This is a genomic window from Advenella sp. FME57 (assembly GCF_014897675.1).
Lineage (GTDB): Bacteria > Pseudomonadota > Gammaproteobacteria > Burkholderiales > Burkholderiaceae_B > Advenella.
Genome location: NZ_JABUXU010000001.1, coordinates 576,371 through 593,973, shown reverse-complemented (window position 1 = coordinate 593,973; position 17,603 = coordinate 576,371). Strand labels below are relative to the sequence as shown.

Annotated in this window: 16 protein-coding genes; 6 read left to right on the top strand and 10 right to left on the bottom strand. The window is 54.4% G+C overall.

Annotated elements, in window-relative coordinates:
- The first annotated feature begins 1 nt into the window (after nucleotide 1).
- Entirely contained in the window at nucleotides 2-1,852 is a 1,851-nt protein-coding gene (locus tag INT32_RS02685) for an ATP-binding cassette domain-containing protein (protein ID WP_193087160.1), read from the top strand.
- Nucleotides 1,849-2,607 (top strand): ABC transporter ATP-binding protein, encoded by a 759-nt coding sequence (locus tag INT32_RS02680; protein ID WP_193087159.1) that lies wholly within the window; start codon nucleotides 1,849-1,851, stop codon nucleotides 2,605-2,607. Before INT32_RS02685 ends, INT32_RS02680 begins: the two co-directional genes overlap by 4 nt.
- 86 nt (nucleotides 2,608-2,693) lie before the next feature.
- Here the strand turns inward: INT32_RS02680 and INT32_RS02675 are convergent, their stop codons facing one another.
- Nucleotides 2,694-4,103, bottom strand: coding sequence for an MFS transporter (locus INT32_RS02675; protein WP_193087158.1), 1,410 nt, complete (start codon nucleotides 4,101-4,103; stop codon nucleotides 2,694-2,696).
- Nucleotides 4,104-4,171: 68 nt separating this feature from the next.
- Between INT32_RS02675 and INT32_RS02670 the strand changes: the two genes are divergently transcribed.
- The gene (locus INT32_RS02670) at nucleotides 4,172-4,597 is read left to right on the top strand and encodes a helix-turn-helix domain-containing protein (protein ID WP_193087157.1); all 426 of its coding nucleotides are present in this window, start codon (nucleotides 4,172-4,174) and stop codon (nucleotides 4,595-4,597) included.
- Between the two features lie 17 nt (nucleotides 4,598-4,614).
- On the opposite strand, the gene INT32_RS02665 is transcribed toward INT32_RS02670, so the two are convergent.
- From INT32_RS02665 to fdxA, 8 genes are all read right to left on the bottom strand, one after another.
- On the bottom strand, nucleotides 4,615-5,505 hold the full coding sequence (locus tag INT32_RS02665; protein ID WP_193087156.1) for a LysR family transcriptional regulator: 891 nt from the start codon (nucleotides 5,503-5,505) through the stop codon (nucleotides 4,615-4,617).
- 169 nt (nucleotides 5,506-5,674) lie between these two features.
- Nucleotides 5,675-6,784, bottom strand: coding sequence for a hypothetical protein (locus tag INT32_RS02660; RefSeq protein ID WP_226816387.1), 1,110 nt, complete (start codon nucleotides 6,782-6,784; stop codon nucleotides 5,675-5,677).
- 62 nt (nucleotides 6,785-6,846) lie between these two features.
- A complete protein-coding gene (locus INT32_RS02655) occupies nucleotides 6,847-7,743 on the bottom strand; it encodes a LysR family transcriptional regulator (protein ID WP_193087155.1) in 897 nt (298 codons plus the stop codon).
- Nucleotides 7,744-8,077: 334 nt separating this feature from the next.
- On the bottom strand, nucleotides 8,078-8,821 hold the full coding sequence (gene nth / locus INT32_RS02650; RefSeq protein WP_193087154.1) for an endonuclease III: 744 nt from the start codon (nucleotides 8,819-8,821) through the stop codon (nucleotides 8,078-8,080).
- Nucleotides 8,818-9,540: an electron transport complex subunit RsxB gene (gene rsxB / locus INT32_RS02645; protein ID WP_193087153.1), complete on the bottom strand. Its 723-nt coding sequence runs from the start codon at nucleotides 9,538-9,540 to the stop codon at nucleotides 8,818-8,820. The genes nth and rsxB overlap by 4 nt, the downstream gene beginning before the upstream one ends.
- Nucleotides 9,541-9,615: 75 nt before the next feature.
- Nucleotides 9,616-10,878, bottom strand: coding sequence for a polyhydroxyalkanoate depolymerase (locus INT32_RS02640; RefSeq protein ID WP_193087256.1), 1,263 nt, complete (start codon nucleotides 10,876-10,878; stop codon nucleotides 9,616-9,618).
- Nucleotides 10,879-11,122: 244 nt separating this feature from the next.
- The gene (locus INT32_RS02635) at nucleotides 11,123-11,902 is read right to left on the bottom strand and encodes a ferredoxin--NADP reductase (RefSeq protein ID WP_193087152.1); all 780 of its coding nucleotides are present in this window, start codon (nucleotides 11,900-11,902) and stop codon (nucleotides 11,123-11,125) included.
- Between the two features lie 20 nt (nucleotides 11,903-11,922).
- On the bottom strand, nucleotides 11,923-12,246 hold the full coding sequence (gene fdxA / locus INT32_RS02630; RefSeq protein WP_193087151.1) for a ferredoxin FdxA: 324 nt from the start codon (nucleotides 12,244-12,246) through the stop codon (nucleotides 11,923-11,925).
- Between the two features lie 115 nt (nucleotides 12,247-12,361).
- Here fdxA and pncB point away from each other — a divergent pair, with 115 nt between their 5' ends.
- Nucleotides 12,362-13,537, top strand: a complete 1,176-nt coding sequence (gene pncB, locus INT32_RS02625) for a nicotinate phosphoribosyltransferase (protein ID WP_193087150.1) — start codon at nucleotides 12,362-12,364, stop codon at nucleotides 13,535-13,537.
- Nucleotides 13,538-13,624: 87 nt separating this feature from the next.
- Nucleotides 13,625-13,975, top strand: coding sequence for a RidA family protein (locus tag INT32_RS02620; protein ID WP_128394499.1), 351 nt, complete (start codon nucleotides 13,625-13,627; stop codon nucleotides 13,973-13,975).
- 314 nt (nucleotides 13,976-14,289) lie between these two features.
- On the opposite strand, the gene INT32_RS02615 is transcribed toward INT32_RS02620, so the two are convergent.
- Nucleotides 14,290-14,802 (bottom strand): flavodoxin family protein, encoded by a 513-nt coding sequence (locus INT32_RS02615; RefSeq protein WP_193087149.1) that lies wholly within the window; start codon nucleotides 14,800-14,802, stop codon nucleotides 14,290-14,292.
- A gap of 433 nt (nucleotides 14,803-15,235) precedes the next feature.
- Between INT32_RS02615 and INT32_RS02610 the strand changes: the two genes are divergently transcribed.
- Nucleotides 15,236-17,569 (top strand): bifunctional (p)ppGpp synthetase/guanosine-3',5'-bis(diphosphate) 3'-pyrophosphohydrolase, encoded by a 2,334-nt coding sequence (locus INT32_RS02610; RefSeq protein WP_226816384.1) that lies wholly within the window; start codon nucleotides 15,236-15,238, stop codon nucleotides 17,567-17,569.
- The last annotated feature ends 34 nt before the right edge of the window (nucleotides 17,570-17,603 follow it).

Genomic DNA, 17,603 nt, shown 5'->3' with positions numbered 1-17,603 from the left:
CATGAAAAAATGGTCTGTACCGTTGTTCATTTTGTTGCTTGCCCTGTTGCCAGTGGTGCCTGGCGTGCCTGAATTCTGGATCAATCAACTCAATGCAATCGGCATTGCCAGTCTGGTCGTGATCGGGCTGGTCGTGTTAACCGGCGTGGGCGGGCTGACCTCGTTTGGCCAGGCAACGTTTGTCGGTATCGGCGCCTACGCCACCGCGTGGCTGTCTGCCACCATGGATGGATCTCCCTGGCTGGGGCTGGTTCTGGGCATTGTGCTGACATTGCTGCTGGCTTTTGTGCTGGGGCAGATTACATTGCGTCTGTCGGGACATTACCTGTCGTTGGCGACGATCGCCGTATGCCTGATTTTCTATTATCTGTACGGAAACATGCCCTTTCTGGGGCGACATGACGGCATCCCGGGAATTCCGCCAATTTCGTTATTTGGCTATCCATTGTTACAGGCCCAGAGTATTTATTATCTGATCTGGTTGGTCGTACTGCTGGCGGCATGGACGGCAATCAACTTGCTCAATTCGCGCAGCGGTCGCGCCATCCGTGCCTTGAAAAACGGCGAAAAAATGGCCGCTTCTTTTGGTGTGCATACTTTTCGCTATAAGGTGATCGCCTTTGTATATGCCGCCGTGCTCGCCGGTCTGGCCGGCTGGTTGTACGCGCACGAGCAGCGTGCTGTCAGCCCCAGCACGTTCGGCATCAACTATGGCATTGAATATCTGTTCATGATGGTGGTGGGCAGTGTGTCTTCTGTCTGGGGCGGCATTTTCGGCGCCGCCGTCATTCTAACGCTCAAAGACCAGATCCAGGACATCGCGCCGCGCCTGTTCGATACCTCTACCAACTTCGAACTGATTGTTTTCGGCGTACTGGTAGTGCTGGTGTTGCATCATGCGCGGGAAGGGCTATGGCCAATCGTGACCGGTTTTTTTTCCGGCGGCAGCAGCGAACGCAAAGCGGCCGGTGGCGTTTTAACCCAATGGTGGGCCGATGCCCCGTTATTGGCTAAAAGTGAAAGACCGCCAGCAGGCCGCACGTTGCTGCAGGTAGCCCAGTTGCGCAAAGAGTTTGGTGGGCTGGTGGCAGTGAACGATATCTCCTTCAGTCTGACTGCCGGTCAGATTGTGGGGCTGATCGGCCCCAACGGCGCCGGTAAAAGCACGACCTTCAATCTGATTACTGGCGTCATGCCATTGACGCGCGGTTCGATCGTTTTTCGCGACAAATCCTTGCAATCGGCGACAGCAGCAGATATTGCCCGATTGGGGATCGCGCGTACCTTTCAGCATACCCAATTGCTGCCGCAGATGAGTGTGCTGGAAAATGTGGCGCTGGGTGCGCATCTGCGGCGCTCGGCAGGTGCCATACGCAGCATATTGCGGCTGGATCGGCGTGACGAGGCGGCCCTGCTGCGCGAAGCGGCCATTCAACTGGAGCGGGTTGGGCTGGGCGATTGCATGTTCGAGTTGGCCGGCAATCTGTCGCTGGGTAAACAGCGGATCGTGGAAGTCGCAAGGGCGCTCGCGCTTGATCCAACACTGCTTTTGCTGGATGAGCCGGCAGCGGGCCTGCGCTATATGGAAAAGCAGGAGCTGGCTGCCGTGTTGTCCGGATTACGTGACGAAGGCATGAGCATCCTGCTGGTAGAGCATGATATGGACTTTGTGATGAAACTGACCAGCCACTTGGTGGTAATGGATTTCGGCACAAAAATTGCTGAAGGCACGCCGGCACAGATTCAACAGAACGACAAAGTCCTGCAGGCCTATCTGGGCGGGATTGACGATGCTGTTATCACAGATGAAATTGCTGCGGACACGGCCGTCAATAACGAGGTGCGCGCATGAGCCGACTACTGGAAGCACATAATATCAACGCGCAGTACGGTAAAGTACTCGCGGTCAATGACGTGTCTCTGGCCATGGACCAGGGGCAGGTTGTGACGGTGATTGGCGCCAATGGTGCCGGCAAGTCGACACTGCTCAATACCCTGATGGGCGCCTTGCCGACGTCCGGTCGGGCCCACGGGCGCATTCTATATCGCGGGCAGGACATCAGCCGGATGCCCGTGGAAGAGCGCGTGGCCGCAGGCCTGTGCCTGGTGCCGGAAAAGCGCGAGCTGTTTACCAGCATGTCGGTGCAGGACAATCTGCTGCTTGGCGGGTTTCGTCAGTATCGCCAGCGTGTCGCCGGCTGGCGAGACACGCTGGACCAGGTTTATCAGTTGTTTCCGCGTTTGCTGGAGCGCCGCGATCAGCGCGCCGGCACGCTCTCGGGCGGCGAGCGGCAGATGCTGGCCGTAGGGCGGGCGATGATGGCAAAGCCTACTTTGCTTATGCTCGATGAGCCCAGTTTGGGGTTGGCGCCGCGTGTGGTGCAGGAAGTATTTCGCATTATCTTGCGACTGCGCGAAACCGGTGTGTCGATACTGCTGGTCGAGCAGAACGCACGTGCCGCGCTGCAGGCCTGCGACTACGGTTATGTGCTGGAAATGGGCGAAGTAGCGATGGAAGGCTCGTCGCAGATTCTGCGCGCCGATCCCAAGGTGGCGCAAAGTTATCTGGGGCTGGGTCACAGCAATAGCAATCAGGGGCAGAACTGACCCAAATCGCAAGACACCGTTGCCCGCGCGCGGGCAGTGAGAAACCGAATTGGCCTGCTTCGATAGCGTCTGGCAGGCCACTCGCATTATGCTTCGTATTGCTTTGATTGCGCCGGGCGTACACACCAGGACAGAATGAGGGCCAGCAGGCAAATTCCCGCGATAACTACAAATGTGATTGTGAATGCCTGGGCAATACTGTCTGGCGCAGTGCCGGTAATGTCCTGTGGTCCAAGTGCCATGGCGAACACGCCAGACATGAGCGATGCCCCGGTCATCAACCCCAGGTTGCGTGACAATCCCAGCAATCCCGAGAGCAGCCCACGTTGCGCCTGGGACGCGCCCAGCATGATGACAGCACTGTTGGCTGCCAGAAAAAGCTGAAAACCCGGGGTCAACAGTATCAACGCCATGATATAGCCGGCAACGCCCAGAAACCGCGGGAAATAGGCAAGCGCAATCAGACCTAGCGTTGTCTGGATCAGGCCCGCCATGCGCGTGCGCTGCGCGCCAATGCGGTCGGCCAGTCGGCCCGCCGGGACCCCCGAGATGGCCGCCACCAGCGGACCGACTGCCATCACCAGACCGATTCCCGCTTCGTTCAAGCCAAGCCCGAAGGACAGGAAAAACGGACCGATAACCAGGGTGGCCATCATCGGAATGGACACGAGTAGATTCATCAACAGCGCCGTGCCCGTTAGCGGGTCACGCAAGTGTGCGAGCGGTACCAGGGGCGAGGGTGCACGCGACTGGACCCGAAGGAACAGGACAAGCGTGCCGGCGGCGCACACCAATAGCAGGGTTGAATGCATTGGCGTATTGCTTTGGCCGCCGACCGTGCCCAGTCCATACAGAATGAGCGTTGCCGTCAACAAGGCTGCGCCTGTCCAGTCTGGCGAGGCGGCCCTCAGGCTTTTGTCGACGGCAACCGCAGGAATGACCCTGGCTGCAAATATCAACAGACCGGCGCCTAGCATGGTCAGCACGATGAACGCTGCGCGCCAGCCCATACTGCCAATGAGCACACCACCGAGCGAGGGGCCCAAGGCTGTGCCGATGGCGGACATGGTACCGAAAAGCCCCATCGCTGAGCCGATCCGCTCTCTTGTCACGAAGGCGTGGACAATCGAGATAGGCAATGCCATCAGGGTAGCGCCACCCACACCCTGAACCACCCGTCCCAGTACGAGCACATCCAGCGTCGGCGCAGCCGCGCAAAGCCCTGACGCCAGCACAAAGAGCGTCAACCCGACGATAAGCACGCGCCGATGACCGATAAGGTCACCAAGCTTGCCCGCAAGTACGATTGCGACTGTGATTGTGATCAGGTAGGCGAGCATGACCCATTGCACGGCGGGCAGCGTTGCGTTGAAATTCCGCATCAGGGCGGGCAGCGCCACAGTGGCAATACTGACGCCGAGCGATGCCAGCAGCATTGCGCCAGCCAGCGCCGTCAATATGAGCGTAGATGCTTGTTTCCCTGGGAGTACATTCATGATTTTTTCCTTGCCTGCGGATGTTGTGGCAAGTATTATGCAACTTCAAGCCAACTTTAAGTCAAGCCATGAATCTGATTGATATTGCGGCGCTGTCCAAAAGCAGTGGCGTTCCTCCTTCGACGTTACGCTATTATGAAGAGCTCGGATTGATCCACTCCTGCGCGCGGCATGGTCTGAGACGCCAGTACGATGAGCAGACGCTTACCCAACTGGCATTGATATCTCTGGGAAAGGCAGCCGGCTTTTCTCTGGAACAGATCAAGGGGATGTTCGGTCAGGACGGATCGCCCAACCTGTCTCGCCCTGTTCTGCATGAACGTGCCGATGCCATTGAAGATCAGGTCCGCCGGTTAAAGGCGCTCCGGGATACGCTGCGACATGTGGCTGATTGTCCTGCGCCCAGTCATATGCAATGTCCGAAGTTTCAGCAACTTTTGCGCGTCATACACCCGCAGGCAGCCGGCGCGCGGCCCAAGCTTTATAAAATCTAAGTAATTTTTTAATCTTATTAAAAGTCAGTTGCTGATAGACAGAATAGTCTATTTAATAATGCTGAGGAATGAGATTCTCTTTTGGCCATATAAATACCGGTATAGTGTTCGTGCGAAAAACAGTCCAGGTCGATGAATCTGACAGGTGCACTGATGAGCGGAATAGTTGATTTTGGGACTAGGGATACACCAAGTCCACAGCCGACCATAGCTGCCACAGTTTGAATTTGGCATACCTCTTGAGCGATAAACGGATTGACGTTATTCTCCTGGCAAAACAGGCGCATGGCATGTCGAAGCACACTGCCTTTATCGTACATGATGAAGGCTTCTGAACAGAGCATTTCAGGAGAAACTCGAAGGCAATCTGCCAGCGCATGGCCTTCACTCGTTATAAGCACAAATTCATCCCGACCTAGATTGATGACTTCCAGTTCGGAAGGCAAATCAATCGGGCCGCGCAGTAAACCCATATCTATTTGTCTTTCGAGCAACATGTGAATAATACTTTTGGAAGTGCTTTCATGAACGTTGACATTAAAGTCTGGCTGGGTCTTTTGTAAAATGGACAACACTCTGGGAAAAATAGTGTGCGCTGCGGAAGAAACAAGTCCCAGGTTTATGGTGGCAGCGCAAGCTTTTGCGGTAGAACGAGCGCTCCAAACTGCCCGTTCTGAGTATTCGAGACAGAGTCGACAGTGCCTGGCAAAATCAGCACCAGCAAGTGTCAATTCAAACGAGCTGGCCTGTTGATTTATAAGAGAAACACCGATTGCATCTTCAAGTTTTTTAATGACAGCCAGTAGTGTTGACTGAGCGATACGAAGCCTTTCTGCGGCTTTTGTAATACTATTTGATTCCGCGACAGTCAAAAACTGCTTCATCTTCTTCAGGTCTATGTTTTTCACAGTCTGTTATTTACCTTGTATCTGGTGTCTGGCCGTTATTTCGTGTGGGTAAGAAATACACGAGCGCCCAATAAAGGTTTCCTACGTGTTGGAAGCGTCCAAAAGCTCAGCGACAGATGGAGAACTAAAAATATTCTGGTGTTCCCAGAGGGCATCCCCTCGCTTTATTTCATATCAGCCGAAAACCGAGCATGCCCGCAGTAATGATAAGGGTGACGACAAATCCGATTGTGATAATCGACCAAGTGATTGCATTTGAACGGGCGTATGTCATATTGTGATTTCTTAATACGATTCGCAATCCACATGCAAGGTGAGCAAGAAGTAAAAACACAGCAAGAGAGTAGTGCGGCAGTAATCGGATATTCCATGGATCCATTAATAAACCGACAGGTTCTCCAGTAGCCCAAGCGTAATCAGTTTCTGTGCCGAAGTAGCGAGCGAGAATAAAAACGGAATTGATGTGAGAAGCAATGAAGAATGCAAGATATACACCAGAGGCAGCTTGTAGACTATCTAAAATGTCCCCGGAACGTTCTGACTTGGGTTTTACCAGAACAATGCCACTTAGAATCTGTATAAAGAAAGCTGCGATAAGTATTGGTTCCACAGCGGGGTGACGATACACCTTGCGGAGCACGTCCATGATTGCAAGATGAACGTTGTTGCCAAATAGGCCCAGTGAGTGATTAAACAAATGCGGAGCGAGAAAAACAAGCAGTATAAAAACTGCAAATACGCCGTGGAGTACTCGCAGCCGTCTGTACATAGCAGGATCATTCAGTACGATCGGTCTGCGTGGCATGGTATGAATCATCATGGTCGATAAAATTGTTAGTACTAGCCATATTCCTGTCCACACCGCATTATCGTGGCCATTGATTTTCATTAGAAATAGTAATACGCCAACCAAGGTAAAAGCCGGTGGAGCCGCAACAACCAAATATGATAATCGCCGAGCAAGCACAAGTCGATCCGTAAGGGTTTCTTGTTTTCCCAGATGGTGCAAGACCGCAAATCCAATAATTGGCACCGTATACGCTGTCAAGATTTGAATGAACGCATATGGGGTAATCTGTCCAATTGACGCGATCGTGGTATTTGCCCATTGAAGTGCCCATGGATAATATAGTGCCGCTGCAAATGGAATCAACCATAACCATTCTCGTTGGCTGTTGGCCAGATTAAATTTTGTTGACGACGCGTTTTCTTGATGGATGGGCTGGCTTGAATTTTGCATCTTAGTGACCGAAGGAATAAGTTGCGAAAATTCTGACATATCTTGTTATGCGCCAAAAGATGTCGTCAAGGAACTACGGAATTAACTTTAGATATAAATGCTTAAAATCCAAGTTTAGACTGTAAGTAATCAATGAATAACTTTACTCGCAGCGGCATCTGCTTGCGACTGGAGTAACAAATATAGTGACCGCGACCCTCTGCGATATGTTGAGTCAAGACGGCGATAAGGTCGCCCTGTGCGATCAATGAATCTGCTTGGTAGTTTGCTATTTGTGCCAAGCCACTTCCTGCTCTTGCTGCCTGTGCTACCAGTTCCGGATCGTTGAATATCTGATGAGGGAGAATCTTATGTTTATAGAAACTGCCGTTCAGGAAAAACTCCCAATCGTGAATTTTTCCACTATCTTCAAGGCGAAATCCAATTGTTTTGTGGCGATCCAGATCTTCGATGCTGGTTGGCGCACCATTTTTCTCGAAATAGTCGGGTGATCCACAGACGATCAGTCTCATAGGGGCAATTTTTCGAGCGATGATGCCTGAATCCTCCAATCTACCGTTTCGTATTGCTATATCGATTTTTTCTTCGAAAAAATCTGTCATTCGATCATTCAGTTCAAACTCAAGCTGAATGTCCGGGTGCTTGACACAAAACTCACTCAATAGTGGCGCAATACACCGCCGGCCATATCCCACCGTAGCGCTGACTCTCAAACTACCGGCATCTGAGCTGGCAGCGTCTTTTAGGTCAGCTGCCACACGAACTAAATGATCAATGCTCGGCAAGCACTGATCAAAAAACCTGGCTCCTTCCGTGGTGATCGATACAGAATGGGTGTTGCGATTCAGTAACCGAACATTAAGTTGGGTTTCCAGCCGTTGGATACTGCGGCTTACAGCCGGTGGTGAAATACCTAAGTCTTTTGCTGCGGCATTGAAGCTGCCAAGAGCGGCAACTTTCATGAAGGCGACGATGCCAGAGAAATTTTTGCTAATCATTTTGCGCTTATACCAAAATAATGATCGAGAGAGTCTTACGGCGGAAAGAGTAAAAATTGTAGTAGACCGAACAGATGATTTAAGGGCATCTTGAGAGTGGGACGAGTATTGCCGATATGGCAGAGTGTGTTGGCGTTTTAACCTGAACCGTGATAGAGGCGGGTAATGACGCGCGACAAATTGAAATATGATTATTGACTACAAGTTAATGCAGGTCAAAGGATTCGGCCGTCAAGGCATACTCGAGAAAGCAGGATTGAGTATCTACGGCTTTCTTTATTGTTATGCAAGCAGCGCGGATCAGGCAGTTGCACTATATATTTGCACAGCCCCGTTATGCCACTTCTTTAATTGTCTTTTTGACCGGTTTTGCGGTCTTTTTTAATGCAGCTTTCTTTGCTGGCCGGGCTGTGCCCGTTGTTCTGGCGGGTCGACGCTCAGCGGCCCCCAGATTCTTTTCTTTGAATTCACACAGGTCTTCAATCCCGCATTGCGCGCACTTGGGCGTTCGCGCGACGCAGATGTACCGGCCATGCAGAATCAGCCAATGATGCGCGTCCAGCAGGTATTGCCTGGGCACGAAGCGCATCAGCTTGTCTTCGACTTCCCTGACGTTCTTGCCCGGGGCCAGGCCGGTTCGATTGGATACGCGAAAAATATGCGTGTCCACCGCCATGGCTGGCTGGCCGAAAGCGGTATTGAGCACGACGTTGGCCGTTTTTCGTCCGACACCGGGCAGCGCCTCAAGCGCTTGGCGACTGTCCGGTACCACACCCTGGTATTGCTCCTGCAGGATGGCGCAGGTTGCCAATGCATTTTTGGCCTTGGTCTTGTAAAGCCCGATCGTGCGAATCTTTTCGGTAAAGGTGTCCAGCCCCATATCCAGAATGTCTTGCGAAGTTTTACAGGTGTCGAAAATGTGGCGGGTAGCCAGGTTGACCGATTTGTCGGTCGCCTGCGCCGAAAGCAAAACGGCGATCAGTAACTGGAACGTGTTTTCGTATTCAAGCTCTGTGGTGGGGCTGGCGTTGGCGGCGGCCAGTCGTTCGAAAATGAGTTTGCGTTTTGCTGCATTCATGAACTACTACCCGATTGATTGGTTGGTTTGCGACGTGCGCGTGCCCGTTGCAATGCCAGTGCAATGGCTGCTTTTTTTGTGTCTTCGGCAGTTGGCGCAGCCATGGGCGCCTGGGTCGATTGTGCCAGGCTGTCAGCCGACTGCCCGGGACGGTCGGCCTGGGCGTCTGTCTGCTGGCTTGAGGCAGCCGCCTGGGCGCCTGCACGGCGCATCCGTTCTTCTTTTTCCTGGGTGTTCAGTTGCAGGCGGTGTGCCCGTTGTTCATGGCGCGTTCGGGCAGCGTCGGCGTCTTCCTGCGTCCACGGGCGATTGGCATCGACCATGGCGATACAGTCTACCGGACAGGGGGCAACACACAGCTCGCAACCCGAACACAAATCGGGGATGATCGTGTGCATGAATTTATTGGCCCCCATAATGGCATCCACAGGACAGGCCTGGATACACAGCGTACAGCCGATGCAATGCGCTTCATCAATAACCGCCACGAGCAAGGGGCCCGGCTGGCCACAGGATTCATCCAGCGGCAAAACAGGGGTGTCGAGCACGTGCGCCAGCTTTTCAATGCCGGCGTCGCCGCCAGGTGGACAGCGGTTGATCAGCGTGGTGCCCGACGCCAGGGCCTGGGCGTACGGACGGCAGCCGTCGTAGCCGCATTGGGTGCACTGCGTCTGAGGTAATACCGCGTCTATGCGGTCGATGAGGAGGGCGTGGTTCATAGGGGGCAATAAGGAAAGGACGCGGCCAGAGCCACGTCCCTCTCATTGTACCGAAAAAGGCAGTGCCAGTTGCTTTCAGGCGGCAGCAACAGCCTGACTGACGCTCTTTTCTTCGGTTTCGGCGATAAAGGCTTCTACCACAGGGAAAATCTGCTTTCTCCATTTGGAGCCGGAGAAGATGCCGTAGTGGCCGCAGCCTTTGGCCAGAAAGTGCTTCCTGTCCTGTTTTTTGAGGCCGGAACACAGTTTCTGGGCGGCTTCGGTCTGACCATACCCGGTGATGTCGTCGTTTTCACCTTCGATTGTCAGCAGGCGGGTGTGGGCAATGTCCTGGGGTTTGACCAATTCATTGCGCACTTTCCATTCACCCTTGGGCAGCAGGTGATCCTGGAATACGACGCGGATAGTGTCCAGATAGTATTCAGCGGGCAGATCCAGCACGGCATTGTATTCGTCGTAAAACCGCCGGTGGTGTTCTGCTTCGGACAACTGGTCGGACATCAGGTTCATGTAGAAGTCATAATGCGCTTCCATATGCTTGTCCGGATTCATTGCAACAAAACCTGCATGTTGCAGAAAACCGGGGTAAACCTTGCGGCCGGCGCCGGGGTAGCGACCGGGCACAACGTGAATCAGCTTGTTTTCGAACCACGAGAACGGATTTGAGTCTGCCAGGCTATTGACCTGTGTAGGCGACAGCCGTGTATCGATGGGGCCGCCCATCATGATCATGGATTTGGGCATGGCGTCGTGTTCGCCGGCAGAGGCCATGAGCGAGACGGCGGCCAGCACCGGTACGGTGGGCTGGCAGACAGACATGATGTGCATGTCGGGGCCGACAACGTGGATGAATTCGCGTACATAGTCAACGTAGTCGTCCAGGTGAAACGGTCCCTTGCTGGGAGGCACCATGCGGGCATCCACCCAGTCTGTGATGTAGACGTCGAAACTGGTCAGCATGGTTTTGACCGTGTCGCGCAAAAGGGTGGCGTGGTGTCCCGACAGGGGAGCCACGATAAGCACTTTTGGATCGCCGCCTGGGTTCTTGCTGTGTTCGCGTTCGAAGTGAATCAGATTGCAGAAGGGCTTGGCCTGCGTGGTGGAAATCGTGATGTTGCTTTTTTTGTCCCCCACTGTAACCGTGTCGATATTCCACTCTGGCTTTTCGTAATCTTTGCCCAGGCGATGGAACAGTTCAAAGCCGGCTGCAATGTTTTTTGACAGGGGGAGGTAGGTGTAAGGACTGAAGGGGTTGGTAAAGAGGTTGGAACCGACTTGTGTGAACGATGCCATCGGCGACAGAAAACTGCGGGTTAGCTCATGGAGCTGGTAAAGCATGATCATATTCGGTCCATATCCAACGAAGGTCGGCGTTCAATGAAAAAATTCTAACACTCGCGACAGGCAAGAATGTGAAATATGCGTGCGTATTTGTTAAGAATCGCCAAGAAACGACCGTATGTTGCTACGCAGCAATAGATACGAAGGAAATATTACCAAGAATTTTCATGAATTACCATTCGGTAATATACGGACTTACCCGCCTTGCCGACCACAAGGCTGGCAAACATGGCCACAATCCTTACCAGTAGTTTTCCACGGCCAAAGAGCCGGCAACGCCGCGTCGTCCGGGGGCAAAGCCACGGTCGCCAAGGATTTTGCGGGCGTCCTTAACCATGGCCGGGTTACCGCAGAGCATGACACGGGCCACCGTCGGATCCAGGTTGGCGCCAGCCAATTGTTCCAGTTCACCCGATTCGATCAGTGTGGTAATGCGCGCTTGCGGCATGCCCGGCAAGGGCTCGCGCGAGGCTACAGGCAGGTACACGAACTGTTGATCATTGGCCGCATGGGTCCGGGCAAAGCGCGCAATATCGTCCTGGTAGGTCAGTTCATTGGCTTGCCTGACGCCATGCACGAGGATGATGCGTTCAAACTGCTGCCAGGTCTGCGGATCGTCCAGCATGGGCAGGTACGCAGACAGGCCGGTGCCGGTAGCCAGCATCCACAACTGTCCCCCCTGGGGAAATCGCTCAATGGTCATGAAGCCAAATGCGGTTTTGTCGATGTACACGGCATCGCCTACCTGCAGATCATGAAGGCGCGGGCTGAACTGGCCATCCGGGACCACAATTGAATAGAACGCCAATTCATGGGCGTGCGGCGGGGTGACCATGGAATAGGCACGCCAGATGTCGGGTTTGGCATCGATCTGCGGATTGTCCGGCAGGCCGAGCCGGGCGAACTGGCCGGGAACAAACGCGAATGCAGGATCTTTGGTCGTAACAATTGAGAAAAGTTTTCCGGGGATCCATTCTGTTCGGGCAGTGACGATCTGGCTTGTGTATTTTTCCTGTGTCATACGGCGGGGCGTGCCTTCTCTCAACGTTCGAGGTGTTGCAGTTTATTTTCTTTACCGTTCCATTCGTCGGCGTCAGGCAAAGGCTTGACAGACCGGCTGATGGTTGGGTAATCAGCACTGAGCTCGGCGTTGATGGCGATAAACTTCATTTGGTCCTGGGGTACATCTTCTTCAGCGAAAATGGCATTCGCAGGGCATTCGGGTATACAGACGGCGCAGTCGATGCATTCGTCCGGATCGATAATCAGAAAATTGGGGCCTTCCTTGAAGCAATCAACCGGGCAGACATCGACGCAGTCGGTGTATTTACATTTGATGCAGTTTTCGGTCACGACGTGAGTCATTACCACTCCAGATTAAATATTTATTTGTCAAACTAGGATTTTACCTAATCTTTAGGGGAATATGCTCAAAACCCTATAGCTGTGATATGGTTATGAAAACATCTATGACGTTACCATGATCATCCAATCCCTACTCGATACAGACCTGTATAAGTTCAGCATGATGCAGGTGGTACTGCATCACTTTCCGGGGGCACAGGTCGAATACCGGTTCAAATGCCGCTCCAAAGGCATTGACCTGCAGCCGTATATCGAAGAAATCCGCAGCGAAATCCACGAGTTGTGCCAACTCAAGTTTTCCGAAGACGAGCTGGACTATCTGCGTAATCTGCGCTTTATCAAAGGGGATTTTGTCGAGTTTCTGGGGCTGTTTCATCTGCCCGAGAAATGCATTTCCGTTACCCCAGGCCAGGAACCGGGCGAAATCTCGATTGAGGTCAAGGGCTCCTGGCTGCACACCATCCTGTTCGAAATACCCGTACTGGCTATTGTCAACGAAGTGTATTTTCGCAACAAGGCGCCGGGCCTGCACTACGAAGAGGGGCGACGGCGCCTTGAAGAGAAAATCCAGCTGATCACCAGCTCGGCCGATATGGCTCACTTCAAGGTGGCCGAATACGGCACCCGCCGCCGTTTTTCCGGCGAGTGGCACCACGAAGTGGTGCAGACACTACAAAAACAGATGGGCGTCAACTTTGCGGGCAGCAGCAACGTGTTGATGGCCAAGCAATATGGTGTCACGCCTTTGGGAACCATGGGCCACGAGTATTTGCAGGCCTGCCAGGCATTGGGACCGCGCTTGCGTGACTCCCAGGTCTTTGCCTTGGAAAAATGGGCTATGGAGTATCGGGGCGACTTGGGGATTGCGCTGTCCGATGTGTACGGAACCAACGCATTCCTGCGTGATTTCGATATGTATTTCTGCAAGCTGTTCGATGGCGCCCGGCATGATTCGGGCGATCCGTTCGAATGGGGCGAGCGGTTGCTGGCCCACTACCGCAATAACCGGGTTGATCCGTCCACCAAGACATTGGTGTTTTCCGACGGCTTGAGTTTTCCGGTGGCCATGGATATCCATCGGCGCTTTAGCGGACGCTGCAAAGTGTCCTTCGGGATTGGCACCAATCTGACGAACGATTTGGGTGTCAAGCCGTTGCAGATCGTCATGAAAATGGTGCGTTGTAATGGGCAGCCGGTCGCCAAGGTTTCGGACGAACCGGAAAAAACCATGTGCGATGATCCGGCCTATCTGACTTACCTGCGTCACGTCTTTGACCTGCCGCCTGCGTGATTGAAAAAACGACATTCTGTTTGCGCCGCAATCGTGTTGGCTGTGTGATAATGCACGCTTTCGACAACGATCAAACAGGAGTCAATCATGAGTGAGATCAAGCGCACCAACGTAGGCAGCCGCCTTTCCGATATGGCCGTATTCAACGGCGTAGCCTATCTTGCCGGCCAGGTGCCCGACGATGCCACGCTCGATATGGAAGGCCAGACCAAGCAAGTGCTGACCACCATCGATTCCCTGCTCAAGGAAGCGGGTACCAGCAAGGAGCGTTTGCTGATGGTGCAGATCTTCGTGGCCAACATGAAGGAATTCGATCAAATGAACAAGGCCTGGGACGAGTGGGTTTCAAAAGAAAATGCCCCGCCACGCGCCACCATCGAAGCCCGTCTGGCCAACCCGGACTATAAAGTGGAAATCGTCGCAACGGCGGCGCTGTAAGCCCGCAATTTATCCGATAATGCGCAAGTAACGACGCCGGCCAGTCACGCGCTGGCGCCCGTCGACAACAGCGGCGGGCGCGCTATGTTACCTGCCTATGTTACCTACATTCCCTGCGCCGTCCATAACACTCACCTTGACATCGTTGTTGCACTGGCGGGCACCCGCACGCTGCGGCGCTGGCCCGACGCCATGCGTGACGACGACGATGACATCCGGATTCCTCCTTTGCGGGTGGCTACGCCCGATGAAAAGCAGGTTGTGTCGGCAGGCCAGTTCCCGATTGATAGACCGCAAGGCGGCGCAACAGAGGCTTACAGCAGCGCGAACAGGGTTGCACCGATTTCCCCAGCCTGCTGCTGTTGTGTCTCGGAGAGCGTTTTGGGCGCCAGAATGGACTCTTCGGTATCGCTGCGCATATTCAGGATAATACCGGGCACCTGTTCATTGAGCCGCCAGCCGCTGCAAATGCGCCGCAACTGGCGCAGCGCGCCTTCACCATCGCTGCCGGCGGTAATGATCACACCGAAAATGCGGCCTTCTATACGGTGCAGCACCGGATAATACAAGCGGTCGAGGCACTCCTTCATCTGGCCGCTGAGCGAAGCCAGATTTTCCGGTGCGCAAAACAGGTATGCGCCCGCTTCAAGCATATCTTGGGGCGTCACGTCGCAGGCACGCTTGAGGTAGACGTTGCGGTGGGGCTCGCCAAGCTCGTTGCGGATCGCCTGCGCCGCCTTGTAAGCCTGCCTTGCCGCGGCTTCGGCGGCACCGGTTCTGGAGTGCCACACGATCAGCAGCGAGTTGCCGGTAATATCATTTGACATAGAATAAAATGCCGGCAGGTCCGGCGGCAATAAAGTGACGCCAGTCCTTATGGGTGCTACAAGCCGGCAACGCGTCTCCTGTCGATAAACGGTTGGTGGGACGAGACAGCAATGCGCGCCAATCTGCGCAGGCAGTCTGCGAGCCAGGGGCAGGGCGCTGGTCTGATCTTGCAGCGCATCTGGTTGTGCTACAAGGAATTTGCGGTTGCCGCCGGCTATTTACTGTACTCGTCAAATTGTCTACCGGATAAACAAATCACGCAAGCCTGCTCTTTTTTGGCCAGCGGCGTTAAAATACCTATTTGTACAAACATGCCGTTGCTGGCCCGATCGTTTCTGTCCGCCTGGTGTTGCCATGATGGATTGACAATCAGGGAACGCAGGCTGTTGCCACTTTTATTGACATTTCCAATATATCCACCTGCTCCCGCTTATGAAAACAACAGAACCCGAGTTCATACCGGATTCCTTCCAGGACAACGCATGGATGAATGCCGTATGTGCCGGTCTGGACGATGCTGGCCGCAAAATGGTGGAGCAGGCCGTCGCCTGGTGCGACCCGATTTTGCAGGATGCATCCATCGCAACCGGCGAGCCGTCCATCCATCACGCCAAGGGCATGTTGCAAATCCTCTGCCAGTTGCAACTGGATGCCGCTACGCTGGTTGCGGCATTGGTGCTGGCCATCCCCATTGATCTGGAGGACGATTCTGCGCGGGATCAGAAAAATGAGCTTATCAAGCTTTTCGGACTGGAAACCTTCAGTTTGATCAACGGCTCGCGGGCGCTGTTACGGATCGGGGCGATCGCGCGCAACGCCTCATCGCAAGGGCACAACGAATCGTCCGGCCAGCGGGAAATGCTGCGCAAGATGCTGCTGGCGATGGCCAGCGACCTTAGGATTGTGTTGATTCGCCTGGCGTCGCGCCTGCAAACGCTGCGCTGGTACGCTGAAACCAAAAATCCGTGCCCGATCGAACTGGCCGAAGAAACGCGGGACGTCTATGCGTCCCTGGCCAACCGACTGGGTATCTGGCAAATCAAGTGGGAAATGGAAGACTTGTCTTTCCGGTTCCTGTCGCCCGATATCTATAAGGATATTGCTCGCAAACTCGAGGGCAAGCGCATCGAACGCGAAGCGCGCATCCAGTGCCTGACCGACGACATCGCCGGATCGCTGGCCGATATGGGTATCGAGGCCGACGTGTCGGGGCGCGCCAAGCATATCTACAGTATCTATAACAAAATGCGCAACAAGCGTCTGACGTTTGACCAGCTGTATGACCTGCTGGCCATCCGCATCATTGTTGCCAATGAGCGGGACTGCTATGCCACGCTGTCGCTGCTGCAAGCCCGCTGGACGCCGGTCATGAACGAGTTTGATGACTACATCGCGCGTCCCAAGCCCAATGGTTACCGGTCTTTGCATACGGTGCTCCAAACCACTGATGGGCATACTTTCGAAGCTCAGATTCGCACCCGCAAGATGCACGATTTTGCCGAGTACGGGATGGCGGCGCACTGGCGTTACAAAGAGGCGGGTCCCAAGGGCGGCCAGATCGCTGCCGTGTCCATGTACGACCGCCAGGTGTCCTGGATGCGCCAGTTGCTGGCATGGCGCAAGGAAGTCGGCCTGCCGGTCAACGATCCACCGGATAGTTCTCTCCAGGCATCGACCGCAGCCGCAAAGGCACCGGTCGATGCAGCGGTGCCGGCCGCACCGGAGCCCAAAGTAGGGCAGTCCCGGCAGGAACGCCACAATACAAAAGCGGCTGAACGCATTTATGTGCTTACGCCGCAGGCGCGCGTTATCGAATTGCCTGAAGGCGCCACGCCGGTAGATTTTGCCTATCATCTTCATACAGACCTGGGGCATCGCTGCCGGGGCGCGCGGGTAGACGGGCAGATGGTGGCGCTCAATACCAAGCTGCTCAACGGGCAGACGGTGGAAATCATCGCCGCCAAGTCAGGCGGACCGTCGCGTGACTGGGTCAATACCCAGCTGGGATATCTGGCCAGCCCGCGTGCCCGTGCCAAGGTGCGATTGTGGTTCAACGCCATCGAACTGCAAAAGCGGATAACGACCGGTCAGGATCTGGTGGAAAAGGAGTTGGCCCGGCTGGGCAAAACAGCGGTCAATCTGGAGCAGCTGGCTGAGCGCCTGGGCTTTGCCAACAGCGATGATCTGTATGTCGCTGTTGCCAAGGATGAATTCAGTCTGCGACAGATCGCGACGGCCTTTCAGGAACCTGATCCTGACCCCGGCGCTGCGTACGATACCATCGTGGCGCGCGAGTCGGGGGCGCAAAGCGCGGTCAAGACTGGCAAAAGCGGTGTGCTGGTGGTCGGCGTCGATTCACTGCTTACGCAACTGGCCCGGTGCTGTCATCCGGCGCCTCCGGACCCGATCAGCGGCTTTGTCACGCGGGGGCGGGGCGTGTCCATTCACCGCAGCGATTGCCCCTCGTTTGCGGTCATGAAAAACAAAAGCCCCGAGCGTGTTATCGAGGTTGCCTGGGGAGATACCGAAGATACGGTCTATCCGGTCAATATAGCCATCCATTCGCAGGATCGTAGCGGCCTGCTCAAGGATCTGACTGAATTGTTTTCTCGCATGAAACTGAATGTGGTGGGTGTCAACACGCAGAGCAAGGCCTCGATTGCCCATCTGCATTTCACCGTTGAGGTGCGGGACGGCGAACAGCTGCGAAAGGCCATGAACGCCATATTGGATATCCCCGGAATTATCAGCGCTGCACGTTGTTAAAACATGTAAAATAGCCCTTTACTGCTCGTCTGAA